The 24,543-nt window shown below is 59.5% G+C and carries 30 protein-coding genes and 1 tRNA gene; 13 read left to right on the top strand and 18 right to left on the bottom strand.

Features of this window, described 5'->3' with window-relative positions:
- The first annotated feature begins 54 nt into the window (after window positions 1-54).
- Together ACN2TU_RS07185 and ACN2TU_RS07180 are read left to right on the top strand one after the other, a co-directional pair.
- Window positions 55-819, top strand: coding sequence for a helix-turn-helix transcriptional regulator (locus ACN2TU_RS07185; protein ID WP_435154283.1), 765 nt, complete (start codon window positions 55-57; stop codon window positions 817-819).
- A 50-nt stretch (window positions 820-869) separates the two neighbouring features.
- Entirely contained in the window at window positions 870-1,349 is a 480-nt protein-coding gene (locus ACN2TU_RS07180; protein WP_435154282.1) for a phosphopantetheine adenylyltransferase, read from the top strand.
- 35 nt (window positions 1,350-1,384) lie between these two features.
- Here ACN2TU_RS07180 and ACN2TU_RS07175 read toward each other — a convergent pair whose 3' ends face one another.
- The gene (locus ACN2TU_RS07175; protein WP_435154280.1) at window positions 1,385-1,705 is read right to left on the bottom strand and encodes a transcription initiation factor IIB family protein; all 321 of its coding nucleotides are present in this window, start codon (window positions 1,703-1,705) and stop codon (window positions 1,385-1,387) included.
- Between the two features lie 86 nt (window positions 1,706-1,791).
- On the opposite strand from ACN2TU_RS07175, the gene ACN2TU_RS07170 reads away from it, so the two are divergent.
- Window positions 1,792-1,876, top strand: a tRNA-Leu gene (locus tag ACN2TU_RS07170).
- A gap of 451 nt (window positions 1,877-2,327) precedes the next feature.
- Here ACN2TU_RS07170 and ACN2TU_RS07165 read toward each other — a convergent pair.
- Together ACN2TU_RS07165 and ACN2TU_RS07160 are read right to left on the bottom strand one after the other, a co-directional pair.
- Window positions 2,328-2,747, bottom strand: a complete 420-nt coding sequence (locus ACN2TU_RS07165) for an RNA-binding protein (RefSeq protein ID WP_435154279.1) — start codon at window positions 2,745-2,747, stop codon at window positions 2,328-2,330.
- 29 nt (window positions 2,748-2,776) lie between these two features.
- Entirely contained in the window at window positions 2,777-2,965 is a 189-nt protein-coding gene (locus ACN2TU_RS07160; RefSeq protein ID WP_435154278.1) for a DUF1918 domain-containing protein, read from the bottom strand.
- A 178-nt stretch (window positions 2,966-3,143) separates the two neighbouring features.
- On the opposite strand from ACN2TU_RS07160, the gene ACN2TU_RS07155 reads away from it, so the two are divergent.
- Window positions 3,144-3,698 carry an NUDIX hydrolase gene (locus tag ACN2TU_RS07155; RefSeq protein WP_435156148.1) on the top strand — a complete coding sequence of 185 codons (555 nt, stop codon included), beginning with the start codon at window positions 3,144-3,146 and terminating at the stop codon, window positions 3,696-3,698.
- Between the two features lie 23 nt (window positions 3,699-3,721).
- Here ACN2TU_RS07155 and ACN2TU_RS07150 read toward each other — a convergent pair whose 3' ends face one another.
- Window positions 3,722-4,546 carry a hypothetical protein gene (locus ACN2TU_RS07150; RefSeq protein WP_435156147.1) on the bottom strand — a complete coding sequence of 275 codons (825 nt, stop codon included), beginning with the start codon at window positions 4,544-4,546 and terminating at the stop codon, window positions 3,722-3,724.
- Between the two features lie 130 nt (window positions 4,547-4,676).
- On the opposite strand from ACN2TU_RS07150, the gene ACN2TU_RS07145 reads away from it, so the two are divergent.
- Window positions 4,677-4,934 (top strand): hypothetical protein, encoded by a 258-nt coding sequence (locus ACN2TU_RS07145; protein WP_435154277.1) that lies wholly within the window; start codon window positions 4,677-4,679, stop codon window positions 4,932-4,934.
- 72 nt (window positions 4,935-5,006) lie between these two features.
- Window positions 5,007-6,149, top strand: a complete 1,143-nt coding sequence (locus ACN2TU_RS07140; protein WP_435154275.1) for an acyl-CoA dehydrogenase — start codon at window positions 5,007-5,009, stop codon at window positions 6,147-6,149.
- A 497-nt stretch (window positions 6,150-6,646) separates the two neighbouring features.
- Here ACN2TU_RS07140 and ACN2TU_RS07135 read toward each other — a convergent pair whose 3' ends face one another.
- Window positions 6,647-6,937 (bottom strand): helix-turn-helix transcriptional regulator, encoded by a 291-nt coding sequence (locus tag ACN2TU_RS07135; protein ID WP_435154273.1) that lies wholly within the window; start codon window positions 6,935-6,937, stop codon window positions 6,647-6,649.
- A 122-nt stretch (window positions 6,938-7,059) separates the two neighbouring features.
- Here ACN2TU_RS07135 and ACN2TU_RS07130 point away from each other — a divergent pair, with 122 nt between their 5' ends.
- From ACN2TU_RS07130 to ACN2TU_RS07110, 5 genes are all read left to right on the top strand, one after another.
- Window positions 7,060-7,329 carry a DUF7111 family protein gene (locus tag ACN2TU_RS07130; RefSeq protein ID WP_435154271.1) on the top strand — a complete coding sequence of 90 codons (270 nt, stop codon included), beginning with the start codon at window positions 7,060-7,062 and terminating at the stop codon, window positions 7,327-7,329.
- Between the two features lie 133 nt (window positions 7,330-7,462).
- Window positions 7,463-8,275, top strand: coding sequence for a diadenylate cyclase DacZ (dacZ, locus tag ACN2TU_RS07125; RefSeq protein WP_435154268.1), 813 nt, complete (start codon window positions 7,463-7,465; stop codon window positions 8,273-8,275).
- Window positions 8,276-9,052, top strand: coding sequence for a mechanosensitive ion channel family protein (locus ACN2TU_RS07120; protein WP_435154265.1), 777 nt, complete (start codon window positions 8,276-8,278; stop codon window positions 9,050-9,052). It abuts the gene before it with no gap.
- A gap of 173 nt (window positions 9,053-9,225) precedes the next feature.
- On the top strand, window positions 9,226-9,780 hold the full coding sequence (locus ACN2TU_RS07115; RefSeq protein WP_435154262.1) for a PAS domain-containing protein: 555 nt from the start codon (window positions 9,226-9,228) through the stop codon (window positions 9,778-9,780).
- Complete coding sequence (locus ACN2TU_RS07110; protein WP_435154259.1) at window positions 9,777-10,685, top strand: PAS domain-containing sensor histidine kinase; 909 nt, start codon at window positions 9,777-9,779, stop codon at window positions 10,683-10,685. Before ACN2TU_RS07115 ends, ACN2TU_RS07110 begins: the two co-directional genes overlap by 4 nt.
- A gap of 19 nt (window positions 10,686-10,704) precedes the next feature.
- On the opposite strand, the gene ACN2TU_RS07105 is transcribed toward ACN2TU_RS07110, so the two are convergent.
- The 4 genes from ACN2TU_RS07105 to ACN2TU_RS07090 all read right to left on the bottom strand — a co-directional run bounded on the left by ACN2TU_RS07105 (window position 10,705) and on the right by ACN2TU_RS07090 (window position 13,659).
- Entirely contained in the window at window positions 10,705-11,232 is a 528-nt protein-coding gene (locus tag ACN2TU_RS07105) for an acyltransferase (RefSeq protein ID WP_435154256.1), read from the bottom strand.
- Between the two features lie 31 nt (window positions 11,233-11,263).
- The gene (locus ACN2TU_RS07100) at window positions 11,264-11,560 is read right to left on the bottom strand and encodes a DUF7344 domain-containing protein (protein ID WP_435154252.1); all 297 of its coding nucleotides are present in this window, start codon (window positions 11,558-11,560) and stop codon (window positions 11,264-11,266) included.
- 69 nt (window positions 11,561-11,629) lie between these two features.
- A complete protein-coding gene (gene purD / locus ACN2TU_RS07095) occupies window positions 11,630-12,919 on the bottom strand; it encodes a phosphoribosylamine--glycine ligase (protein ID WP_435154249.1) in 1,290 nt (429 codons plus the stop codon).
- 314 nt (window positions 12,920-13,233) lie between these two features.
- The gene (locus ACN2TU_RS07090) at window positions 13,234-13,659 is read right to left on the bottom strand and encodes a DUF7522 family protein (RefSeq protein WP_435154246.1); all 426 of its coding nucleotides are present in this window, start codon (window positions 13,657-13,659) and stop codon (window positions 13,234-13,236) included.
- Window positions 13,660-13,739: 80 nt separating this feature from the next.
- On the opposite strand from ACN2TU_RS07090, the gene ACN2TU_RS07085 reads away from it, so the two are divergent.
- The gene (locus ACN2TU_RS07085; protein ID WP_435154244.1) at window positions 13,740-15,857 is read left to right on the top strand and encodes a thioredoxin domain-containing protein; all 2,118 of its coding nucleotides are present in this window, start codon (window positions 13,740-13,742) and stop codon (window positions 15,855-15,857) included.
- Between the two features lie 7 nt (window positions 15,858-15,864).
- On the opposite strand, the gene ACN2TU_RS07080 is transcribed toward ACN2TU_RS07085, so the two are convergent.
- Window positions 15,865-16,236 (bottom strand): thioredoxin family protein, encoded by a 372-nt coding sequence (locus ACN2TU_RS07080; protein WP_435154242.1) that lies wholly within the window; start codon window positions 16,234-16,236, stop codon window positions 15,865-15,867.
- Between the two features lie 100 nt (window positions 16,237-16,336).
- Here ACN2TU_RS07080 and ACN2TU_RS07075 point away from each other — a divergent pair, with 100 nt between their 5' ends.
- Complete coding sequence (locus tag ACN2TU_RS07075; protein ID WP_435154240.1) at window positions 16,337-17,347, top strand: PLP-dependent cysteine synthase family protein; 1,011 nt, start codon at window positions 16,337-16,339, stop codon at window positions 17,345-17,347.
- On the opposite strand, the gene ACN2TU_RS07070 is transcribed toward ACN2TU_RS07075, so the two are convergent.
- From ACN2TU_RS07070 to ACN2TU_RS07035, 8 genes are all read right to left on the bottom strand, one after another.
- Window positions 17,344-18,177 carry an alpha/beta fold hydrolase gene (locus ACN2TU_RS07070; RefSeq protein ID WP_435154238.1) on the bottom strand — a complete coding sequence of 278 codons (834 nt, stop codon included), beginning with the start codon at window positions 18,175-18,177 and terminating at the stop codon, window positions 17,344-17,346. The genes ACN2TU_RS07075 and ACN2TU_RS07070 overlap by 4 nt on opposite strands.
- Before the next feature lie 47 nt (window positions 18,178-18,224).
- Window positions 18,225-18,527, bottom strand: a complete 303-nt coding sequence (locus tag ACN2TU_RS07065) for a hypothetical protein (RefSeq protein ID WP_435154236.1) — start codon at window positions 18,525-18,527, stop codon at window positions 18,225-18,227.
- Between the two features lie 830 nt (window positions 18,528-19,357).
- Window positions 19,358-19,822, bottom strand: coding sequence for a DUF5804 family protein (locus tag ACN2TU_RS07060; RefSeq protein ID WP_435154234.1), 465 nt, complete (start codon window positions 19,820-19,822; stop codon window positions 19,358-19,360).
- An 81-nt stretch (window positions 19,823-19,903) separates the two neighbouring features.
- The gene (locus ACN2TU_RS07055; RefSeq protein WP_435154232.1) at window positions 19,904-20,278 is read right to left on the bottom strand and encodes a CBS domain-containing protein; all 375 of its coding nucleotides are present in this window, start codon (window positions 20,276-20,278) and stop codon (window positions 19,904-19,906) included.
- 82 nt (window positions 20,279-20,360) lie between these two features.
- On the bottom strand, window positions 20,361-21,530 hold the full coding sequence (locus tag ACN2TU_RS07050; RefSeq protein WP_435154230.1) for a tRNA sulfurtransferase: 1,170 nt from the start codon (window positions 21,528-21,530) through the stop codon (window positions 20,361-20,363).
- Window positions 21,531-21,574: 44 nt separating this feature from the next.
- Window positions 21,575-22,774, bottom strand: coding sequence for a methionine adenosyltransferase (locus ACN2TU_RS07045; protein ID WP_435154227.1), 1,200 nt, complete (start codon window positions 22,772-22,774; stop codon window positions 21,575-21,577).
- A 59-nt stretch (window positions 22,775-22,833) separates the two neighbouring features.
- Window positions 22,834-23,379 carry a class IV adenylate cyclase gene (gene cyaB / locus ACN2TU_RS07040; protein ID WP_435154224.1) on the bottom strand — a complete coding sequence of 182 codons (546 nt, stop codon included), beginning with the start codon at window positions 23,377-23,379 and terminating at the stop codon, window positions 22,834-22,836.
- 92 nt (window positions 23,380-23,471) lie between these two features.
- Complete coding sequence (locus ACN2TU_RS07035) at window positions 23,472-24,512, bottom strand: hypothetical protein (RefSeq protein ID WP_435154221.1); 1,041 nt, start codon at window positions 24,510-24,512, stop codon at window positions 23,472-23,474.
- Between the last annotated feature and the right edge of the window lie 31 nt (window positions 24,513-24,543).

The following is a 24,543-nucleotide window of genomic DNA, read 5'->3' as shown; positions in this document are numbered from 1 at the left end:
GAGAACATCGCCGAAGAGGGACGTTTACATCACTCCTTCGAGTAGTTTTGCCCGATGGATGTGCCAGACACCGTTGCGTTCCTCGCAGCCTCTCCGGAGCGACTTCGCTTGCTCACCCATCTCCGCGAGCAGTCCGGCTCCCCCCGAGACGTGACCGATGCGACCGACGTGTCCCACCGAAGCGTCCAGCGAAACCTCTCGGAGTTCGCCAACCGCGGCTGGGTTGAAAAACACGACGGCGTTTACGAACTCACCACTAGCGGTGAACTCGTCGCGCAAACGCACGCGGACTACGTCGATACGCTCGGAACGATTTCGGCATACGACCCCTTCTACCGATATCTTCCCGATGGAGACCACGCACCGGATCCTGCGTGGTTGGCCGACGCGACCCTCGTCACCGCCTCCCCCGACCAGCCACAGGCACCGGTGAGCCAGTACGTGAAGCGACTGCGCGCGCGCCAGACCGAAACGGTTCGGATGCTCGCACCCGTTTTGAGCCGACTGTACCACGATGCGCACGCGGAGCTCGTCCTATCGGGTGTCGATACGGAACTTATAATGTCACCGGAACGAATCGAAACCGCTCGGGCTTCCAACCCGCTCGAATTTCGGCTCGTCAGCCGCGCAATCGATATCTACGAACACGACGGAAATGTCGAGTTCGGCCTGACACTCGGCGATGACTGGGCGTTTGCGGGTGCGTACGACGACGATGGACAACTGCGAGCGTTGCTGGAGTGTGACGAGCGCGAATTTCTGAACTGGGCCGAAGCGCTGTACCGGGAGTATCGTGACCGGTCGTCTTCCATTCGATGACGGCAAGGAGTTCCGAAGGTGATAAACCACGCCGAACCATTCGCCGGTGTATGGACGTGGCGTTGGGTGGGACGTTTGACCCGGTACACGATGGTCACCGGGCGTTGTTCGAGCGAGCGTTCGAACTCGGTGACGTAACAGTTGGACTGACGAGCGACGACCTCGCACCGAAAACGCGGCACGTGGATAGACGTGTTCGGTCGTTCGAGGAACGAAAGCGCGACCTCGAATCCGAACTCCGGCCGTTCGCCGAAGAACACGACCGCGAGTTCGACGTTCGAAAACTCACCGAACCGACCGGTATCGCCACCGAGCGGAAGTTCGACGTACTCATCGTCTCACCGGAGACGAAACACGGCGGCGAGCGTATCAACGACATTCGGCAGGAAAACGGGTTCGACCCGCTCGAAATCGTGGTGGTTCCGCACGTCGAAGCCGAAGACGGCGACATCATCTCCAGTACGCGTATCGTCGAGGGTAAAATCGACGAACACGGCAACCTAACCCCTGCCCGCGACGGGCGTAACTGAGTTCGTCCGAATCGGCGAATCACTCACGAGGCCGATTACCATGACGGGGGCTGCAGTCCCGCTTCTTCGAGAATCGTTTTCCATCGTTGTTGGATCGTCAGGCGAGCGACGCCGACCGCATCCGCCACTGCCTGTTGTGAGCGCTGGTCGCCCTCGATGAGCGACCCGGCGTAGAGGCTGGCCGCGGCAACCGCGCGTTTCGAGCGGTCTTCGGGGTCGTCAATGTCGGAAATGGTGGTGAGAAAGAGGTCGGCCGCGCGGGAGCGAGCACCCGTTTCGAGTTCGAGGCGGTCTGCGGCCTGTTGGAGTTCGGAAAGCCACGCTTCGTTTTCGACTTGGTCACGTGCCCGATACACGACACGAGGTAGCGCCCCATCCAATATAAACGCTCGTCCGACGAGAGCGACAGGTTCTTATCGCAGAGTTCGGAACTTGATGTTGCGTGCGGGTAGCCAAGCTAGGCCAACGGCGCAGCGCTTAGGACGCTGTCCTATAGAGGTCCGCCGGTTCGAATCCGGTCCCGCACATTCTCGGCGAACAACGTTCGTGAGCCAAGCATGTGTTCAGTGAATTCGAATCCTGCAAGTCCCAGACTGTAGCGTGAGCGCCAAGCGAAAATATGAGAAACCATCGCAAGCCGATCAGTACACCGAGAGGGTCAGTGTGCAGTGAAACCGTCGATAACGCCGCCGCAGTCAGGACATGACACGAGTTCGGTGCCGGTGCTCTTGTGTCCAGTTGGGTTTCCGTTGCGAGTCGTTTGGGAGGTACTCCCGCCGAGTAGGTCAGAATGGCAGTATGGGCACTCTTGCATGATACTCACTCACGCTCGATGCGTGGTAACATCTGTCACCACAGTCGGAACCGTGATATACTTTGTGACTCCCTAACCGGTCGGAAGGGAAGATAAGTGTCCACTGTCCGAGTGAATAGATAAGTCGGTCACTGGGTCGGGTATGCACCGATTAGCAGGCCGTGTCAGGCGAGTGCATTGCGGGCGTTTTCGACGGCGGCCTCTTTTTTCGCGGGATACGCTTCGACTTTCGCGCGAAGGGTGATTCCCTCGCCGAGTTCGACCGTGTCGCGGTAGGCCGACTGTTTGTCGAGCGAGACGAAAAACGAACAGTTGTCGTCCACGCGCTCGTTCAGTTCGTCGCGCACTCGGTCGATATCCGTGAGTTCGCGGAGTTTACCGAGGACGTGACGCATCTCGTCGGCGTTCTCCACGCGCGCCGAGAGAACGATGATTCGGTCGCCGTGGTGTCCCTCGCTTTGCATGCGCTCGATTTCGAACTCGTCGGGGAGATACGTGTCGAGGGCGGCCTCGACGCGCTGGTCGTCTTCGGTCGCGTAACAGAACGTTCGCAGGTCGATGTAGTGGAACGGAACGCTGGCCATGGTGGATGTACGAATGGAAGAAAGAAAAGTTACGCTTCGTCTTCGACGGCTTCGAGCGAGTCTTCGGGGATGCCCGTTTCCTGTCCGTCCTCGAAACTGATGGTGTACGTAGCATCGCCGAACATGCTTTCGACGACCTGCGTAACCGTTCCTTCTTCACCGTCGTAATCGCTGTGCTTGTCGTGCAGGATGACGTGGTCGTCTTCCTCAAAGCTCATATCGCCGAATAGCCCGCCCGATGGTAAAAAGCGACCGATTCGGGAATGTCGGTGACCGAAGGCTTATTCCGACTGCCAGAATATCGTGGCACATGATTACATTCGTTACTGGTCTTCGTTCATCTCCGCCGTCGCGCTCTCCGACGACACCACGGTCACGACCCCAAGCGACGAGAAAATGACGCTCGATGACTTGTGGTTTCTCGCCACCGAGGCGGAACAGCGTGCCGAACAGGCGTACCACGGGCTGACGGACACGCACACGCAGTTTCTGGAGTTCTCCCGAACGTACGACGTATCACGCCGACGGTTCCGAACGCTCGCCCAAAGAGTGTCCGAAAACGGTGCACCCTACGGCGCGCACACTGCTGTCTATCGACCGTCGGGCGAGGTACTCCTCGTCTGGCACGAGGGCGTGGATATGTGGGTGCTCCCCGGCGGCGGGGTTCGCGACGGGGAGTCCTACCGCGAAGCTGCGGAGCGCGAACTCGGTGAGGAAGCGGGAATCGAAGCGGAATACGAAGGGTTGGCGATTGCGACCCGAACCGCGATACGGTGTGGTGAGTACTCGACGTGGGGCGTCCTCCCGGTGTTCGAGGCGAGAGCGGAGACGACGATCCCGACCGTCGATGACCCGGACGGGGAAATCACCGACGCGAAGTGGTTTTCGAAACTGCCGGAAAACACCCGCGACCGGAAGCAGTTGCTGGCGTGGCAGGACAAGCGATTATAAACGTGGGACGGCGAGTCCACAACTCAGTTCCCGTGCGAGACACCCTCGCGTGAATCGGCGTCCATCCGCCGAATCGCACCGCGAGCGTTGCTGGATTCGTAGCCGAAAAACACGTCGTTCGCGTAGGCGTCCGCGACTTCCGTCGCGTGAATCAGGTTGTCGATGTCGATGTCCACCGCGTAGAGTTCGATGCTGAACGGGATGTCGAGGGCGTCTTCGAACCCGGTGGCGATGACTTCCAGCCAATACGTCGTCGAATAGGCCATGTCGTACAGTGGGACGACGAACTCGTCCACGTGCTCCGAAAGGGCGTCTACATCCAGTCCGGCACGCTCGTAGAGGTGGCCGGGATAGGGGTCGGGGTAGAGCGTGAAATAGATTTTTCCGGGGATTCGGTCGGTCGCTTCCGCGACGAACTCGGTGATGACGTTGGCCCTCCACTCCCACCAGTCGTCGTATTCGCTTTCCTCAAATTCGGACTCGCACTGGTCACAGTGGCAGTACTCCGCGCGTGGGAAGCCAACGTCGTCCAATCGAACGTCAGGGTTCGCCTCGGCTGCGTCGGAAATCATCTCCAACAGTCCCTCGCGGTACGATTCGCGGGTCGGACAGATGTAGCCCCAATCGAAGTAGGTTCGCTCGCGGGTCGCCAGTTCGCCCTCGTCGCTCAGCGGCACGAGCGAGGGGTCGTTTTCGGCCGCGTTGCTGTCGCCGAAACAGGAGATCATGTTTACGCCCGACTCGACCGGTTCCGTCGCGCGTCCCGTCACGTCCTTCATCTCGTAGAATCCCCATTCGAACTCGGGCCAGTCGAGTTCTTCGGGGTTTCGAGTCACCACGCCATACATAGTTCGATAGTTGGGTTCATGCGGGTAATCGGTTTCGGACGGCGGGCGGAGACGCCACCCGTTTCCCCTCTTCAACGACTTTCGTGTTCGCCCCAAATCCTTACGCCACTGTGCGTCTTTGTACCAGTCCATGCTTCGAACGCTACTCGGCGTCGTGAAAACCGGCATGCGATTGATGTCGTCGGCCGTCCCTGCCGGAAACAACTCCTTGGACAAACTGAACGTCATCTCCCTGCTCGCACAGGCAGGGAACGCCTTCCGGAAGGGGCAACCGATGAAAGGGGCGATTCTGCTCGGTGCGGCGACCATCGCGCCGAAACACCGAAAACTGTCGTATCTCGTACAAGGCGTGGTCACGGTGGACGACCTTCGAAAACGGTTCAAGTAACCTGCTATCGCAGCGCGACCGTCGCGGATGGGGATGGGAAAAGTAAAGGATTTACTGCTCGCATTTTCGCGTATGGACTTCAGTCTCTCCGCAGAGCAGAAACAGATCCGGGACATGGTCGCGGAGTTCGTTGACGAGGAGATCAAACCTCGTGCCGCAGAAATCGACGAAACCGACGAGTTCCCGGCCGACCTCGTCAGTGAGATGGCCGACCTCGGTCTGATGGGAATGCCCTTCCCCGAAGAGTACGGCGGGGCCGGACTCGACTACCACTCCTACGCAATCGGGCTCGAAGAGATTTCGCGCGGTTCAGGCGGCCTCGGCACCATCGTCGCGGCCCACACCAGTCTCGCGGGCAACATGCTCTACGAATTCGGGAACGAAGAACAGAAACAAGAGTATCTCACGCCGCTCAACGAAGGCACCGACATCGGCGCGTTCGCGCTGTCGGAACCCGGCGCGGGAAGCGACGTTCCCGCGATGGACACCACGGCGGAGAAGGACGGCGACGAGTACGTCCTGAACGGCGGCAAACTCTGGATTTCGAACGGTTCGGTCGCAGAGACGGTCACCGTTTTCGCGAAAACCGACGAGGACGCCGGGAACAAAGGCATCTCGTCGTTCATCGTCCGACCAGAGGAGGACGACGGGTTCTTCGTCGAGGGCACGGAGCACAAACTCGGCGACAAAGGCTGTCCGACCGCCGAACTCCGATTCGATGACCTCCGGATTTCGGAAGACCGCCGACTTGGCGAAGAGGGCCGTGGTTTCGTCCACGCGCTGAAAACGCTGAACGGTGGCCGCATCACCATCGCGGCGCGCAGTATCGGACTGGCCCGTGCCGCGAAGGACGACGCGCTCGAATACGCCCAGCAGCGCGAGCAGTTCGACCGTCCCATCAGCGACTTCCAGACCATCCAGCACAAACTCGCGGACATGGACACGAAAATCAGCGCCGCGAAACTCCTCATGCATCAGGCCGCAGACCGCAAGATTCGCGGCGAGGATTACATCAAGCAGGCCGCACAGGCCAAACTGTACGCCAGCGAAATCTCCCGCGAAGTCGCGAACGAAGGCATCCAGATTCACGGCGGCTACGGCTACACCACCGATTTCGACGCGGAACGCTACTACCGTGACGCCAAACTGAACGAAATCTACGAAGGGACGAGTGAGGTGCTTCGGAATACGATTGCCGCGCAGATGCTCGACTGAACGAATCGAGAGTTTTTCGACTGGTTGTTGACTTTTTGAAAACCGAATCTACTACGGTGGCGCGCGCTGGCACAGGCCTGAGGCGTTCACCTCCGAAGGCCTGAACCGACAGCGTACAAGGGATGAGGCTTGCAAGACGCCTTGTGTCTTGCTGACCTGCGGACGTGGCCCGCAGGCACCGGAACGAAGTGAGAAGCGTAGTCGGTTGGGAAGGCGTGTGGTGTCTGCGGTGCGGTCGCGGTGGCGGTATGATTGGAGTCGGCATCAGCTAGCGACTTCTCGATTACGTCAATCACCCTCACATTCCTGATTTGGTCGTGTCGCTAGCTATTCCCGTCAACAAATGACCGCAACCGCACCTCGTCCTCCCCAGCCTCCTCCTTCGCTCCGGACGAGCGAACCTCGTCCGGGTTCTCATTCGCTTTCGCTCACGAGAACACCACTCAGTCGTCCCTCGCGCGCGTTGCTCGCACGCGACGGGATATCTTAGTCGGATGTCAATTGGAGTCTCTTTCTTCGATTCGTTCTCGCATCCACTCGAACTGCGCTTTCAACCGTTTCTCACCAGCTTCAGTAAGCGAGTACACGTCGTACAGACCCTCGACTCGCTTTTCGACGTGACCGCTCTCGACCAATCTGGTAAGAGTGTTGTAGAATCGCTTCGGGTCGAGTTGTTTGTCGTAGTGCGATTCGAGTCTTGATTTCAATCGCTGGCCACGGACTTCCCCGGCCTCGGCGAGGAGGATGCACATGTCGCGCCGAGTGCCGCTCTGGTGCCATCGGGTCATGATTCGGATGAAACACTCCCGCGACACCTGCCTTTCCTTTTGTCCGTCTTTCGCATTGCCTCTCCGTTCCCGTTCGTGGTGGAACCGATACCTTCGACTGTCCCCACTTCGAACGGGCATTTATGACCACGCTTTCGGAAAACGGTATCTCGGCGACGTACTTCGAAACCGACCACGAGCGCGTCCTCGAATTTTCATGCGAAGGCAAGACCGCAGCGGTCGCACAGAATATTGAGGGATACGGCATGCTCAAAGTGCGCGAAACACCGGAAAGTCCCGAAATCGAGCGCTACTACGGCTTCGACATGGCCCTCGACCACGCGGCGGAACTGCTCGGTGTGCAACCGAACGACTTGCCGATTCCCGACTCCGCTGCGGACATGGGAATGTAGCGTTTTTTATAACCGGTATCCGTGAACTTCGAAAACCCTCTCCAGTCCACGAGGAGAGATCCCCACAAAAAGAAACGAAGGGTGACATATACCCCCGCAAACCTTTTCTCCGGTGATTGAGTGCCCTTCTATAATGACCGATCTGAGCGAACTTCTCGAGGACCTCGTCGCTGGTGTTGACGCGGTGTTCCTCTTCTCTCCGAGCGGATCGTACTACGAGCGGTTCGCCGACGTGAACGACACTGACGTGGTGGTCGTCGCGCCCGACAATCACGTCGGTGCGAATGATTTCGTTGAGCTTCCACTGGAGTTCGAGAACGTCAAAGACCGAATCAGATTCGGTATCGAAGGGGCCATCGACCACGGCATCGCGGAAGATGGCGACGAACTCGCCTGCATCGCCAGCATGTTCGGCGACGGCATCGACAGCGCAACCCGCGTTCGAGCGAACGAGGAAGCCCATTCGGGTATTTATGACCTCTTTGCCAACTCGCGGGCCGACCCGGGTGTCATCCGCGACGTGTTCGAAGTCGCCATCGAACTGGGGAAGAAAGGGCAGAAAGGTAAACCGGTCGGCGCGCTGTTCGTCGTCGGCGACGCCGGCAAGGTAATGAACAAGTCCCGACCGCTCTCATACAACCCGTTCGAGAAGTCGCACGTTCACGTCGGCGACCCCATCGTGAACGTCATGCTGAAGGAGTTCTCCCGCCTCGACGGTGCGTTCGTCATCTCGGATTCGGGGAAAATCGTCTCCGCCTATCGATATCTCGAACCGTCCGCCGAGGGCGTGGACATCCCGAAAGGACTTGGCGCACGCCACATGGCGGCAGGTGCGATTACCCGCGACACGAACGCCACGGCAATCGTTCTGTCCGAAAGCGACGGTCTCGTCCGGTCGTTCAAAGGCGGTGAAATCATTCTCGAACTCGACCCGGAGGAGTACTAGATGCAACCCGAGTGGCAAGTACTCCTCCGAGAGGAGTACCGAATCATCCTCGCCCTCCTCATCCTCCTTGGAGGCGGCATCGCGGGCTATCTTCTCGGTCGGTTGAACCGACGCATTCTCCGCGCCGCAGGTGTTCACGAAGTCGTCGAAGGGACACCGTTCGAGCGCACCGCGAGGAGCCTCGGAACGACAACGGTGTCACTTATTGCCCGACTCACATCCTGGTTCATCTACGGTGTTGCGATTTTACTCGCGCTCAACACCGCCGAACTGCCGCTCAGCACGCAGTTGTTCTGGCAAATCATTCTCTTTACCCCGCAACTGTTCGTCGCGGCGCTGGTCTTCATCGTCGGGTTCGTCGTGGCCGACAAGGCCGAACTGCTGGTCAGCGAACGACTGCGCAGCGTCAAACTCCCCGAAGTGAGCGTTATCCCGCGAATCGTCAAGTACAGCATCGTCTACGTCTCGACGCTCATCGCGCTGAGCCAGATCGGCATCGCGGTGCTCACGCTTCTCGTGTTGTTCGGGGCGTACGTCCTCGCAGTCATCGTCTTCGGGGCAGTCGCGGCGTGGGACTTGCTTCGCTCGTCCGCGGCGGGAATCTACCTTCTGCTCAACCAACCCTACGGCATCGGCGACGAGATTCGCGTCGCTGGCAATCAGGGTATCGTCCAAGAGGTCGATATGTTCGTTACCCATATCGAAAACGACGGCGAGGAGTTCATACTGCCGAATCACCTCATCATGCGAAAAGGTGCGGTTCGACTGCGGAACTGAGACGGAAGCGTCGCCTCCCATTTTCCATCGTCCGTGCTACAATACCCCTCTCGCGTCGATATCCAGTAGCGCCCTTCGTATACAACGTTTCGAAAACACCGATACCGGCGGCCCAGCGATCCTGATCGGGAGTAATCGCAACGGACATTAATTGACACCGCTACCGATGAGTAATGAAACACAGGTCACAGCTGTTTTCTGGCGTCGTCGGTCGGCTGGTGACCCTTGCCCTCGGTGGATTCTACGTCACAGCGGCAATTCTGTGGCCATTCGCGCCGACGATTGTTGCTAGAACGGGTAACGAAATGTTTACCATTTCTACGTTAATCGCCGTTCCCGGCACCATCCTCATCTATGGAGGATATCGACTGCCGCGAGCCGATATTCGGCCCGACCTGTTCTCTACCATCACCAAGTGGTGTTTCGCCGGCATCGGGGTTATGCTCGGCGTTCTTCTCTTTATAGCGCTCGCCACTGGACTTTCGAACCCAGTGGTGAACGGTCTCGTCCTCACAGCCCTCTTTTGCATCGCTGGTTTCGGGATAGGCTATCAAGATGCGAGAGCCAAATCGCGGGCACTCAACGCCGAAGAGCGACGACGGGAAGCGGAACGCTATAGTCGGGAGCTTGAACGCTACGAAACCATCGTTGAAACCGTCGATGACGGCATTTATGTCGCTGACGAAGACAACTGCTTCACCCTGGTCAACGAGGCCTACGCCGAATGATCGGGTACGACTGGGATGAACTCCTCGGCTCGCACACGTCGTTCGTCGTCGAGGAGGACGCCGAAACCATCGCCGACGATATTCACAGCGACCTCATGTCGGGGGAGAAAACACAGACCCACGAAGGGACGTTGGCAACTGCATCCGGGGAGAAAATCGAGGTCGAAGCAGCTGTTTCGCTCCTTCCAGAGCAGGGTGGAACACACGACCGGGTTAACGTCGTCCGCGACGTGACCAAGCGCAACGAGCGCGAACAGCAACTAGAACAACAGAACAAACGGCTGGATAGCTTCGCGAGTATGGTTGCCCACGAACTCCGGAACCCCCTCATGATCGGTCAGATGTACTCCAACGAACTTCCGGTGGACAGCGCCCCAGTTGCGGTTGGTTACATCACGGAAGCGTTCGACCGCATCGAGGACATCATCGACGTGATGTTGGTGGTGACGCAAGGCTACGAGGCGGTTCCCGAGAGTAGTCCGGTGCAACTCGTGACTGCGATACACGATGCGTGGGACGAAGTGGATACTACTAATGCGAAACTGGAGGTCGCGGCAGACTGCACGATATGGGCCGATGAAACGTATCTTCAGCACCTGTTCAGGAACTTGTTCGAGAATGCCGTGGAACACGGCGGGTCGGATGTCACCGTCACGGTCGGCGAATTATCGACCGGATTTTACGTGGCCGACGACGGAGTCGGAATACCGACCGACGACCGAGAAACCGTCTTCGAGATGGGGTACACGACGGCGGCAAATTACGGAGGAATGGGGCTGGGGCTGGCATTCGTCCGCGAGTTAGCGGTCGTGTACGAGTGGGACTGTAGCGTGACGGAGAGTGACGCCGGTGGAGCGCGATTCGAGTTCACAAACGTTATCGAGGCACCCAGAATATACGAGTAACCGGCACCGCGATGCCGGATTACGCGTCGTCCGAACCCGGATTTTCGTCGGACATTTCGGTCGCCGGAACACCAGCGACCGTCTCCCCTGCCGGAACGTCTCTGGTCACTAGCGAGTTCGCGGCCACCTGCGCACCCGCACCGATTTCGACGCCGGGCAAAATCACCGCACCCGCGCCAATCATCGCACGTTCGCCGATTCTGACCTCGCCGGTTCGGTACTCGTCCTGAAGGAACTCGTGGCAGAGAATCGTCGCATCGTAGCCGATGATAGCGTGGTCTTCGACCGTGATGAGGTCGGGCCAAAACACATCGGGCGTCGATTCGAGCCCCCACGATACACCGCGGCCGACTGTGACGCCGATTCGTCGCAGCAGCCAACTTTTAAGTCGAAGGCTCGGATTAATTCGCACGAGCCAAATGACGAGGTACTGTATCGCAACTCGAAGTGGACTGCGGGCAGTGGTCCAGTACTGCAGGGAGTTCAAACCGCCGGGTGTAGCGTGATGCGTAATTCGCTCGTGGCGGCGGGTCGTGTCGTCGCTCACGCGCCGGAATTTGTCCCCGGATAGCTTGAACCTACTCTTCCGCCAATTCGACGAACGGTTGGAGGTCGTTGGCGGCGGTCGTCAGTTCCACGGTTCCCGCGTTCATATCGTAATTGACAACGCCCATCCCTTCGAGTCGTGGAAGATGCGAATGATGGAGTCCGGCTTTGATTCGGTCGGGACTTGCGTCGATTCGCCGACCCGTTTTCTCGGCCAGTTTCGTTACAGTCGTCGCACCATCACAGTCCATCAGGGCGGAAAGTGCGTGTCGCCGATGATTGTGTCCGAGTGCGTCGAAGATTTCGTCAGGCGTCAGTTCGTTATCCATGGGAGATGTATCAGTGGAATATGACTTGGTTATGGTCTGATTGGGTGTTCCAGTAGGCGCTTGCTACGCTCAGTTACGCAGTGCTTCCATGTGGTCGATTCGGCGTTGGATGAGGGCGTCGGTTCCGATGTCGTGGCGCATGTGAAGTCCGTCTTCGCCCGCGACGGACAATGCCGCTTCCGCGATTTCTTCCGCCTCCGAAATGGTCTCTCCGAGGCCGACGACCGCAAATGAACGCGAAGTCGTCGTGTAGATGCCATCGTCGCGTTCGTCCACGCTGGCGTAGAAGAGGATGGCGTCACCCGCGTTTTCCGGGCTGATTTGTAGTTTCGCACCGGCTTCAGGGTCGGTCGGATAACCCGTAGGCACGCCGTACTTACAAACCGTTGCTTGCGATTCGAAGGTGAGTTTCGGCAGGTCATTCCCATCGCGTGCCGCGACCAGCACGTCGAGGAAATCGGTGGTGAGCACCGGTAGGGTGTTCATCGCTTCCGGGTCGCCGAATCGGGCGTTGAATTCGATGACTTTCACACCGTCGGCGGTGAGCATGAACTGTCCGTACAGAACGCCTCGATAGTCGTCAAGGGCATCGACGGTGGCTTTCAGTACATCCACCGCCTCGTGATAGTCGTCCTCGTCCATGAACGGCAGTTCGAGGCTCGCATCGCTGTAACTGCCCATCCCACCCGTATTCGGCCCTTCGTCGCCCTCGTAGGCACGTTTGTGGTCTTGGATGGCAGGTGTAACCCGCAGCTGCCCGTTCGCCACGAGCGCCTGCACTGTGAACTCCTCGCCGACGAGTCGTTCTTCGAGAACGACACGGTCGTAATCGCTGTCGTGGAGGTACGCCATTGCTTCCTCGGGAGTCACTTGGTCGCCGATGACTTTGACACCCTTTCCGCCCGTCAGTCCGGCGGGTTTCACCGCGAGGTCACCGTCGTACTCGTCGATGTACTCGCAGGCCGATTCGGTGTCGTCGAACGTCTCGAAATCGGGACACCCCGGAATGTCGTGTTCCTGCATGAACCGGCGCTGAAACGCCTTGTCCGTCTCGATGCGAGCCTCCGCTTGCATCGGGCCGAACGCATAGATTCCGGCGTCCTCCAGCGCGTCGGCGACACCCGCAGCGAGTGGCCCCTCCGGCCCGACGACGGCGAGCGTTGCCCCCACGTCGTTCGCGTAGGAGACGACGGCCGTCGTGTTCGTCGTGTCGAGCGTTTCGAAGCCGTCAGCGAGGGAGATGATTCCGGGATTTCGGTTACCCGCACAGGCGTAGAGTGTGGCGTTACCGTCGGCCAGCGACCGGGCGATAGCGTGTTCACGACCGCCGCCACCGACCAACAGTACGGTTTCGCTCATACTGGGAAAATATGGACACAGTAGTGTAAAGGTTGTTGGTGCCCTTTCTGAAACTATTCACGTTCTTGGATACCTTGGCGAACACGGACTCCTGTCCGTGGAGGACGAACGCCAGTCCGACGGCGATACCGAGGAATCGGAGTATCCATTCGGCTATCGTCCTCAACCGTTTCCGTCCGGAATGGCTCGCCATTTGTGACGTGTCCTTCGGTGGCCCGAACGACGTAATATGACTTCGAGTGCAATCCAGTTATTATCTCGGTTCGGCGATAGCTTCATACATCACACTGAATCGCACTCGGAAAGTGTCTTTCCTACGACTGGTCGTACTCCGTCAACAGTTTCCGAAGCGCCACCGCAACGTCCTCGAAATCCGCGATGTGGAGGCTATCGCTCGTCAACAGGACGCCGTGGTCGCCCACGATGACACGACTGACGAAGCCGTCGGAGAACGCCCGAATGGTGAGTTCGTACTCCCCGATGGCCGGTTCCGCCCCCTGTTCTGCGAGTCGCCTGTACGTCTCGCTCGTGCCGAATCCGAGGCGTTCGTTGTTGACGAAGACGAGTTCCCGTTCCCGCGCTTGTTCCGTGCCACCCCTGTAGAGGTCGCTCCGGAGATAGAGCACGTCGAACTCGCTCGGCGTGAAGTAAATGACGCTCCGAAGGGTATCCCCGATTCCAGTCCGACAGGTCGAGACGATTTCATCGGCGAACCTGTCGGGTATGCCCGTTTCAGACATGTGGGCAGAGTAGGTCGCCAGCCAGTATCAGTCGTGCGGTAGTACGGGTCTTTACGTGATTCGACCGGTAACTTCCGACCATGAGCAACCCGACGCGGCGCAACCGACTCGACGAGGAGGAAAGCCCGTATCTTCGCCAGCACGCCGACAACCCGGTACACTGGCAACCGTGGGACGAGGACGCGCTCGAAGCGGCGCGCGAGCGCGACGTGCCGATTTTCCTCTCCATCGGCTACTCGGCGTGTCACTGGTGTCACGTGATGGAAGAGGAGAGTTTCGAGGACGAGGACGTGGCGGAACTGTTGAACGAGAACTTCGTCCCGATAAAGGTTGACCGCGAGGAACGACCCGACATCGACGCCATCTACATGAGCATCTGCCAGCAGGTCACCGGCGGTGGCGGGTGGCCCCTCTCCGCGTGGCTCACCCCCGACGGGAAGCCGTTCTACGTCGGCACCTACTTCCCGAAACACTCCCGGCAGGGACGACCCGGCTTTACCGACCTGCTCGAAAACATCAGCAACTCGTGGAACACGGACCGCGACGAGATGGAAAACCGGGGCGAACAGTGGACGAACGCCATCGAAGGTGAGTTGGAATCGACGCCGGAAGCGAGTGATACGCCAAGTTCGGAACTGCTTCAAAGTGCGGCCTCGCAGATCGTTCGGAGTGCGGACCGCGAGTACGGTGGATTCGGACAGGGCGGGCCGAAATTCCCGCAACCGGCTCGACTCGACGTTCTCTTTCGAGCGTTCGACCGAACCGGTGCGAAGCAGTTCTCGGACGTGGCCGTCGAAACGCTCGATGCGATGGCAAACGGCGGCCTGTACGACCACGTCGGCGGTGGATTCCACCGATACGCCACCGACCGGGCGTGGACGGTACCGCACTTCGAGAAGATGCTCTATGACAACGCGGAACTGCCACAAATCTATCTCGCAGGCTATCAGGTCACCGGCAACGACCGTTATGCGGCCCTCGTCCGCGAGACGTTCGCGTTCCTCGACCGGGAGATGCGCCATCCGGACGGCGGGTTCTACAGCACCTTGGATGCCCGAAGCGAGGACGAGGCGGGAGAAAGCGAAGAGGGCGCGTTCTACGTCTGGACGCCCGAAGAAATTCACGACGTGGTCGATGACGAAACCGCTGCCGACCTCTTCTGTGACCGCTACGGAATCACGAAATCCGGCAACTTCGAAGGGAAGACGGTGCTCACGCTGAACGGGAGCGTTCCAGAACTCGCCGAGGAGTACAACCTGCACGAAAGCGAAGTTCGGGAGCTGCTGGACGACACTCGAAGACAGGTGTTCGAGGCGCGTGAAGAACGCGAACGTCCGCTTCGCGACGAGAAGATTCTCGCCGGATGGAACGGACTGTTGATTTCCGCGCTTTCGGAAGGTGGACTCGTCTTGGACGACGAGTACACGGCCCTTGCCGAATCGGCGCTCGATTTCGTCCGTGAGCATCTTTGGGATGCAGAAACCGGAACGCTTTCGCGGCGATTCAAAGACAGCGATGTGGCCATTGATGGCTACCTCGAAGATTATGCCTTCCTCGCGCGTGGTGCGTTCGACCTGTATCAAACGACCGGCAACCCCGACCACCTCGGATTTGCGCTCGACCTCGCGCGAGCGATCGAACGCGAGTTCTGGGACGACGACAGCGGGACGCTGTACTTTACCCCCGAGAGCGGCGAGCGACTGGTCGCTCGCCCGCAGGAGTTGGCCGACCAGTCCACGCCGTCGAGTTTGGGGGTCGCAACCGACGTGCTGCTCGTCCTCTCCGAATTCGTTCCGCACGACCGATTTGGCGAGGTCGCCGAATCGGTGCTCGAAACTCACGCGAAAACCATCGAGTCGAACCCCTTCCAGTACGCGACCCTCGCGCTCGCCGCAGACCGCCACGCCACGGGGTCGCTGGAACTGACGATTGCTGGCGACGAACTGCCCGCCGAATGGCGTGACCGACTTGCCAGGACGTTCCTGCCAACGCGGATTCTGGCCCACCGTCCGCCGACGGAGGAGGGTCTAGCGGAATGGTGTGAACAATTGGATCTGGACGAGGTGCCGCCGATTTGGGCGGGACGAGAGGCGGACGAAGAACCGACGCTCTACGTCTGTCGTTCGTTTACCTGCTCGCCGCCCGTGACTGATATCGACGCCGGACTGGAGTGGGCGGACGACCTCGCGCTGGAATAGTTGAAAATCAGGCCGATACGTCGCTTTCGAGGAGTTTTTCAGCGACTAACTCCGCCGCAGGGAGTGATTCGCTCTCCTCGAATCGAGCGACTTCGTCGCCGTCGCGTTCCGCGACGATGGTCGGAATGAGCGTCACGTCATACTCCTCGGTGCGTTCGCCGTTCTTGTCGCGGTCTACTTCGTATACGTGTATCTCATCGTCGGGAACACCTGCGGCGTCCAGCGCAGCGAAGAAGTCCGGAAGTGCGCTTCGGCAGTCGCCACACCAGTCCGCGCCCCAGACGCGGTAGGTGACTTCGCCGACGCCCGATTCGATTGCGCTGACTGTCTCGCTGTGCGCGTTCGCGTCCCACGTCGGGGTTGGTTCGGTCGATTCCATACCCGTGGCTTGGGCCGGAAGAGGATAAACCACTCTTTCTTCCGGCATCTCCTGCCGGAGTCCAGTAGGTGTTTAGGTGTGGAAACCGTACCGCTCGGGTATGAAATCCTCCATCCTCGACGCCGTGGGGTCGCCGCTCGTCCACGTGCGCTCGCCCGAGGGTGCGACCGTCGCCGCGAAAATCGAGTCGTTCAACCCCGGCGGGTCAGCCAAAGACCGCCCGGCGTTGGCGATGGTCGAAGCCGCCGAACGTGCGGATGAACTGCAACCGGGCGACCGAATCGTCGAACCGACCAGCGGAAATACAGGAATCGGTTTGGCGGTCGTCTGTGCGGCCAGAGGGTACGACCTTACCATCGTCATGCCCGCGTCGAAATCACCCGAGCGTCGGCAACTGCTCAAAGCCTACGGCGCTGACCTCGAACTGGTCGATGGGAACATGGAATCCGCCCGCGCGCGCGCCGACGAACTCTCCAAGTCCGAGAATACGATACAACTCGGCCAGTTCGAAAACAGGGCCAACGCGGAAGCACATTACCGGACGACGGCAGAAGAAATCATCGAACAAGTCGAAGGGCGCGAAATCGACGCCCTCGTCGCAGGTGTCGGGACGGGCGGGACGATTACCGGAACCGCCACGCGATTGCTGGAGGAGTATCCCGACATGGAAGTCATCGCCGTCGAACCGGAACGAAACGCCGTTCTTTCGTCCGGCGAACCCGGTGAGGACGAGTATCAGGGCATGGGCCCCGGATTCGTCAGCGACCTCCTCGACACCGACCTCCTCGATTCGGTTGAGACGGTGTCGCTGGAGGATGCGGAGGATGAATGTCGCCGACTCGCCCGCGACGAAGGAATTCTCGTCGGGCAGTCGAGCGGTGCGGCAAGCGTCGCGGCCTACCGCGTTGCCGAGCGCCTCGCGCAACCCGAACTCAACTGCCCGGAGATGCCCGAGGAGTGGAGCGAGATGATGGCTGACGGGGAGTTCGACTCGCAGTCTCCGGTGACATCCGACGGTGGTGTCGAACAGGGCTACGACGATTGCCCACTCGTCATCACCGTGTTCCCCGACAGCGGCGAACGCTACCTTTCGACGGGCATGTTCGATTAGAGGAACGACTGTACGAGCGCTTCAAACTGGTCAGGCTTTTCGCGGGGTGGCATGTGCCCGCAGTTCGGCATGATACGAACCACAGCATCCGGAATCAGGGAACCGGCCCGTACCGCCCACGAAACCGGTACGACCGGGTCACGCTCGCCGTGAACCAACAGCGTCTGCACTTCGAGGTCTGGTAGCTTTCCGACGTAGTTCGTCCGGAGACCGGCGGGTGTCACTTCACTTTGCTGCAACGCCTCCCATGCGGTTCCGCCGTGGCGTCGAAGTTCGGCGAACGCCTCGGAAACGAGTTCTTCGTCCGGTTTTCCGGCTGTAACGCTCCGGAGCGAAAACGCGGTTGCCGATCGACTCCGGCGCAGTAGCGCGAAGACGAGGCCGGTCAGGCCGAGACGAGTGAACAGATAGCCGAGCGAACCGCCGGGAACCTTGCCACCGAGTCCGTAGCTATCGACCAACACCAGTTTGGAAACGCGGTCGAGATGGTCGAGTGTGAATCCCAGGGCGACACCACCTCCCATCGAGATACCGACGAGAGCAGTCGTGTCGATGGCGACCGTGTCAAGAAACCTGCCGAGGACGGAGACGTAATACTCCATGGAGACTGGCGCATCCGGCGAGTCGCTCCGCCCGTATCCCGGCAAGTCGGGTGCGATGACACGAAAACGGTCTGCCAAGGGCTCGATCGTGTGCTTCCACGAGAGTCCCGCCGAATCGAGACCACCGCCGTGAAGGAGGACGACCGGGGGATTTTCAGGATCTCCCGCGGTCAGATAGCAGATTTCGAGGCCGTCGCAGTCGGCGATGTTCGAATCGACATCGGTCATCGTTCGGCAGAATAGAGACGGGGCAAAAAAGTAGTTTGTTGCACCAGTCATCGCTCGATTCGGAGCCGAACCGCGCCGATTCCGAGGCCGCTACAGAGGAAAAAGCATCCGAGTCCGAGATGATAGGCCGCAGACATCGGTGAGCGACTTACTCCGGAGACGTTCGCCGGCAACCGCACCAGCTCGTCGAGGGTGAGTGGCAACTGAAGCAGGTTGAATCCGAACGACAACACCTGTATACCGATGAACGCGAAAAAGAGTCCGCCTAGTTGGAACAGAAGCGTCGTGTCCCGAATCCGTATCGGGCCGACGACCTTTCGGATTCGGATGTCAGACGAGTTGGAGGACATTATCTCCAGTATTGTCAAAGTCCGTAAATAACTATATCGCTCCGGATGAGGGAACTCGGACTCTCGACGGACGACGGGTCGAACGCGACTTTTGAACCGACGGACACACACCGGGGTCGTATTACGCGGGGCCGATAACGGCGAAACTGGATCCGGTACACCTCGTTTTCAAAAACCGGGAACGACGAACTGGTATTTTTACCCCGGCGTGTCTTCGGCCAAACGGGTTCGAGCATAACCCAACCCATCCATCGACGACCCACTGACGCTCGGCCCGCTCCTCCTCTGGGAGTACCCCCTACCCATCTCGTCGCGCTTCGAGCAACATCGTGACCGTATTTTAGAGATACCGCATGGCGGTCGCGAGACTCATCAGCCTCTCCATCATCGCCTGTCTGCTCGCGCCATCGGGATAGATTCGGTGTTCGAGTTGAATCGAGTGTGTCTGTAAACTCACACGAGGCACCCTCCTCGTCGAGGAACGTGTAGAACCCCGGCGTCACCGCAAGAACCGGTCCGATTTGGGTCAGCAGTTCGTTTCTGTCCTCGTCGTTTTCCATGAGCTTCCGGGTTCGTTCGGTGTCGAACCCGGTGTTACTGACCAGCCGAACCGGCCCCTGTGTCTCCTCTTTGATGACGTGAAGCGGCAGTCATGCGAGTCGAAGCTCGATGTTGAACTCGGTCTCGTCGTCGGTGACGCGCTGCACGTCCCCGACGACTTTACCGTCGAGCCACGTCACGACTTGTTGTTCACTGATTGGCCCCACCATACGCCTCCGTCGCCGAGAGCGAGCAAAATGTGTCGAGAGGCGAACCGATATCCGTGGCGCTTACGACCGAAACTCGTCTTCCGTCACGCGAACTACCAGCGTTTCGTTAACGTCGCGCAGGTCGTACTCCGGAACCCCGTCCACGGTTCGTGCGACGTACATCGGTTCCACGAGTTTCGTTCCGAACTCACCTTCCTCGATACCGTACACCTTGAGGAGGGGGTCGGTTTCGGCCGGATTGAGGTCGCCATCCCGAACGCGGGCCGCGAGGTTTCGGGACAGCCATTCGTCGTCGCTGACGCTCGGTTCGAGAACGAGCGCCTCGTCCACGAACCGAACGAGATACCAGTTCAAGTCGTTCAACAGCGAGGTGGCCGAACCGACGCTGATGGTTTCCAGTTCGAGGCAGTTCTGATACGGTTCGCGGATTTGGAAGGTGGCGAGGGCATCGCGCGCCGTTTCCCGAGAGAACAGTTCGGCACGCAAATCGACATTCTCCGAACCGACGAGCAGGACGCGGGTCACAATTTTCGGGTTGGAGTGGCGGGCTAAAGCGATTTCGTCTTCTATCGGATAGAATAGAGGGTATCGGCTTCGGCGGTTCCCTCAGGAGAGGAGGGTGGTGACGTCGGTCGATGAAACCATTCCGACGTAATCGCCGTCGACGACGGGTAGGTGTTTGATACCGAAGGTGGTCATCATCGCGGCGACCTCCTCCATATAAAGGTCGGGAGTAACGGTCTCGACATCCGTCGTCATTACGTCAGCAACCAGTAAATCGGTCGGATCCAGACCGTCGGCAGCGGCATCGAGCACGTCGGAACTGCTGATAATCGATCGCGGGGTGGTCGTTACGACAAGCGCGCTGATATCGTTTTCCCGCATTACTTTCGCAGCGTCTGTTACAGTCGCATCCGGCGAAACCGTCCTTAGCGGTGTCGACATCATCTCTTTGACACGGGTTCTATCGTCAGTGCTCATATCGATACGAACGGTATCGAGGACTATTGTTTTTTCCCGCGGTACGACACCGGGATGTTGTAATCGCCTGGTCGAAGAATGCTCAGAGTTCGACGATTTCCACGTTCTCGGCGGCTTCCTTGGCCAACTCGAAAATCCCGTCGGGGTCGGCGTTCTGAGCGATTTCGAGGGTTGCGTTCGTCTCGGGGTAATCCGGCGCGATGCGGTTGCAACCCGCCGGAATCGTGGAGTCGTCGAACGTATCTATTTTCCGGGCGCGGGCGACGATGTCGCTTTTGTCCATCGTGAGCAGGGGGCGGTGAATCGGCATGGTCGTCGCCGCGCTGACGACGCCGAGATTTCGTGCGGTTTGACTGGACTTCTGGCCGATGGCTTCGCCCGTGACGATGCCGTGGGCGGATTCCTCTCGCGCAATGTGCTCCGCGACGCGGTACATGAACCGCCGGAATGATAGCATTCGAGCCGGGCCGACCTCGTCCGCGAGACGGTTCATCGCCTCGCCCGCGGGAACCTTCCGAACGCGCATATCGTGATTCGGGGCGTATTTTTTCAGTTTTCGAACCGTCTCGATTGCCCGTGCTTCGTGATCCGGCCCACCGTAATCGCCAAGTTCGAGGTAGACCGGAATCACCGGACTCCCACGTTTCATCACCTCCCATGTCGAGACAGGCGAGTCGATACCGCCGCTGACGAGCGAGACGAGTTTCGTCTGGGTTCCGAGCGGGAGGCCGCCCGGCCCGTCGCGTTTCTCGATGAAGACGAAGGCTTCGGTCTCGCGTACTTCGACGGAGAACGTGATGTCGGGGTCGTCCAAATCGACTACCGGATTTTCGACCGCCTCCCAAACCGCGGTTCCGCCCCCTCGTTCGAGCTCCGCGCTGGTGAACGGGTGGTCTTTGGACGACCGCCGGGCGCGCACGGCGAAGGTTCCTTCGTCGTACTGTTCTCGTGCGGTGTCGGCGAGCGTTTCCTCGATGAGTTCCTGTTCCGGCGAGACGACGACTGCCGGACTGGCGGATTGGACGCCGAAGGTGTCCGCCGCCGCAGTCGTCGCGTCTTCGACCGATTCCTCGTCCGTGTGGACGAGCAAGCGAGACCAGCGACGTTCCACCTCGGCGTCGATACCGCGGTCTTCGAGAATTGCTGCCATGTTGTCGCGGAGCCGTCGCTCCATCTCGGTCTGCACTTTCCTACTTTTCACGCCTACATCCCCGTGCCGAACGAGGACGGTGTCGGCTCCCGACGGGTGCATAGGCGGGCATAACAGTGGCCGCAATAAACGAGTGTCGAAGGCGATTAGAACGTCGTCACGTCGCCGTTGACCGCACGTTCCGTGATATCCGTCACGTTCGCCAGTTCTTCGTCCATGATGGCCACGATATCCTCCTCGATGTCGGCGAGCGAGACGCCCGCTTCCGTGACGACTTGCGCGTCGGCGACGTGTGGTTTGTCGATTGGGCGACCGATTTGCGAGAGGAGTCGAACCCGCATGTCACGGATGCCATCGACTTCGGCGACGACGGTTTCGGCGATGCTGGTGCTGAGCAGGTTGTAAATCTTCCCGATGTGGTTGACAGGGTTTTTCCCGCTCGTCGCCTCCATGCTCATCGAGCGATTCGGTGTGATGAGGCCGTTTGCACGGTTGCCTCGTCCGACGGAACCGTCGTCACCCATCTCGGCGCTGGTGCCCGTCGTGGTGAGGTAGATGCTGTCGTCGTCATCGGCGGTGTTGACGTGGACGTTCACGTCGCGGTCGGTGTACTCCTCGGCGACAACGTGGACGTAGTCGCGGACGTTCTCCACCATCTCGTCGTAGTCGGCACGGTCGTCGATGTAGGTGTCGACCATCGCGGCGGCGACGGTCACGTCGATGGTGTCGCGCTCGCGCTTGCCCATGATTTTCACGTCCGGGCCGAGCGCGGGGTAGTCCGCGACGAACTCGTTGTTGAGTCGATTCTCGGCGTTCAGAACGATTTCCTCGGTTTCGCTGAGTGGGGCGTGGCCGACGCCGAAACTCGTGTCGTTCGCCATCGGAACCGTCGCGTTCTCCTCGGAGAAGACACTCTGGAGGTCGCCACTGCCCTCGCCGAGTTTCACGTCGAGGATAACGTCCGTACCGACGTCGAGTTCCGGAATGTTCTCGTTCAGATAGTCGCGGGCCGCCTCCAGGGCGATGGTATCTGTCGGGATTTTTGTTCCTTCATACTCCTTGGTCGCGCGCCCGGTGAGGAGGATGTAGATGGGCTCGACCATTTCGCCGCCGCCGAACTGCGGGTTCGAACTGCCCGCGACGAGCTGTGTCTCGTCGGTGTTGTAGTGAAGTACCTTGCCGACGCGGTCGAGATATGCCTGCGAGAGTGCGCTAGAGATTGCCTCCGCGATGCCGTCACAGATAGAGTCGGGGTGACCGATTCCCTTTCGCTCGACGATTTCGATGTCCTGGTCTTCGACTGCCCGACGGTCGATCGGTTCGACCTGAATGTTCCGCTCAGTCATTATCTCAGATTCTCATCCACGGATTCTATAACTTGCGGAAACGCTCCGGCGTGTCAGTATTACTCTCCCGTATCAGAGAGTAGCAAACCGAGATACGACGTGCGAACCTGTTCGTCCGGGTCGAGGTTCAATTCCAGAAGCACGTCGTACGCTCCCTCCCGTACCGATTCTACGTCACCTTCCTCTGCCTCGGCTTCGACCTCCACGAACTCGCCGAGTCCCGTTACCGAATCGAGCGTTACGACGTAGCCTTCGAATTCGAAGCGTTCGCGCTCCTTGTGGACGGTTTCGGTCGCGTCGAACCCCAACGCGGACAGCAATGCATCTACGGTGTCGCCATCGCCGACGACGGTTTCGTGTTCCTTTCGCGTCTTCGATTCTTCTTCGACCAGCGGCCCTTTGTACGTCACGACCTCCACGGTCTCCTCTTCTCCTGCTTCCCGACGAACCCTGAGGGCTTCGTCGGTCTCCGCGAAATCGCGGTGGGGTGCGTTGTAGTAGAAATCCTCCTGTGTGACTTTGCCGAGTGGACTCGCACCGAGTTCCTCCAGTCGGTTCCGAATCTCGTCGTGGTCGGCGCGAACCTTCACTTCGACCTCGTACATGTCCGGGGGGACGAGTGGGACAGTGAAAAGGTGTGCGGGACGATGAGACGCGACCGTAACTCACGCAGGGTTCAAAGGGTCTCGTTCGGGGTTCACGGTTCACAGACGATATCGTCTGCCGACCGAACGAGACTCGTCGTCAGCAACAGGACGCTCACCGCGAAGAACGTCCCGCCGACGGGGGACGTTGGATCCATGAACGCCCAATAAATCGGACTTGCCGCCGCACCCAACACTGCGCTCACGACGCCGTACATTGCAGGTGCACAGCAACAACAGGCAGTCGCTCCCGATGCCGCGAGGGATCCGACGAGCGCTCGACTCGAATCCGCGTCGGACGCCCGCTCCCACTGGTCGGCAACGAAGGCCGCGTTCAACCCGACGAGCGACCCGATAAATCCGAACAGGAGCACTGTCCCGATGGAAACGAACCCTGAGAGCGGCACGCTCGGGAAATAAAATTCCACGGCAGGCCACGAGACGAGCGGGTCTGCAAGCATCACCGTCGTTATTGTTCGTGTCTCCGGCATTCCGATTCCTGCATCCGGATTCGTACTGAGCGTTCCCGCGGAGAACGCGAAAAAGAGGACAAAGAGGAAGCCCGAAAGCACCCCGACACTCGACGCAAGCCGACTCATTCGAAGGCGGGAGAGGAGTGGCTTCGCATCGCGCCAAACAATATACCCGGTTACCAGCAGGACGCTCGGAACCAGTAGGTAGCCGATGGGGTTCGTCACCCCGTTGTTGGTGAACACGACGGGATAGATAATCCACGCACCCAACAGTCCTCCGAGCATGGCGTAGCGCGGCCGGTCTGACCATCGCAACCGACCGACCACGAAGCTTCCGACCAGCGTGAGAGACCCGATGAGAAGACTGGCGAGAGGATACCAACGGTACAGCCCTCTGTCCGGCCCTGCCGGGGCAACAACCTGAATTTCTACGAGACCGATGCCACCGAACATCGCGAGTAGTCCACCGAAAAACACACCCGCGATACCGACTCGTCCGACGACCCATGCGCGTCGAACCCCCACCGTACTCAGGCCGAGGATACCGAGTCCCGTGACTACGAGCACGAGTAGTAACCAGTGTGGTGTTCCGGCGTGAGTCGTCCCGCTGTGAGCGGACACTGTTGGCACTCCGATACTAGCGCTTGCAACG

The sequence above is a fragment of the Haladaptatus marinus genome, from assembly GCF_051194195.1.
The sequence above is the reverse complement of the archived record's forward strand: the minus strand, read 5'-3'. Positions and strand labels throughout refer to the sequence as shown.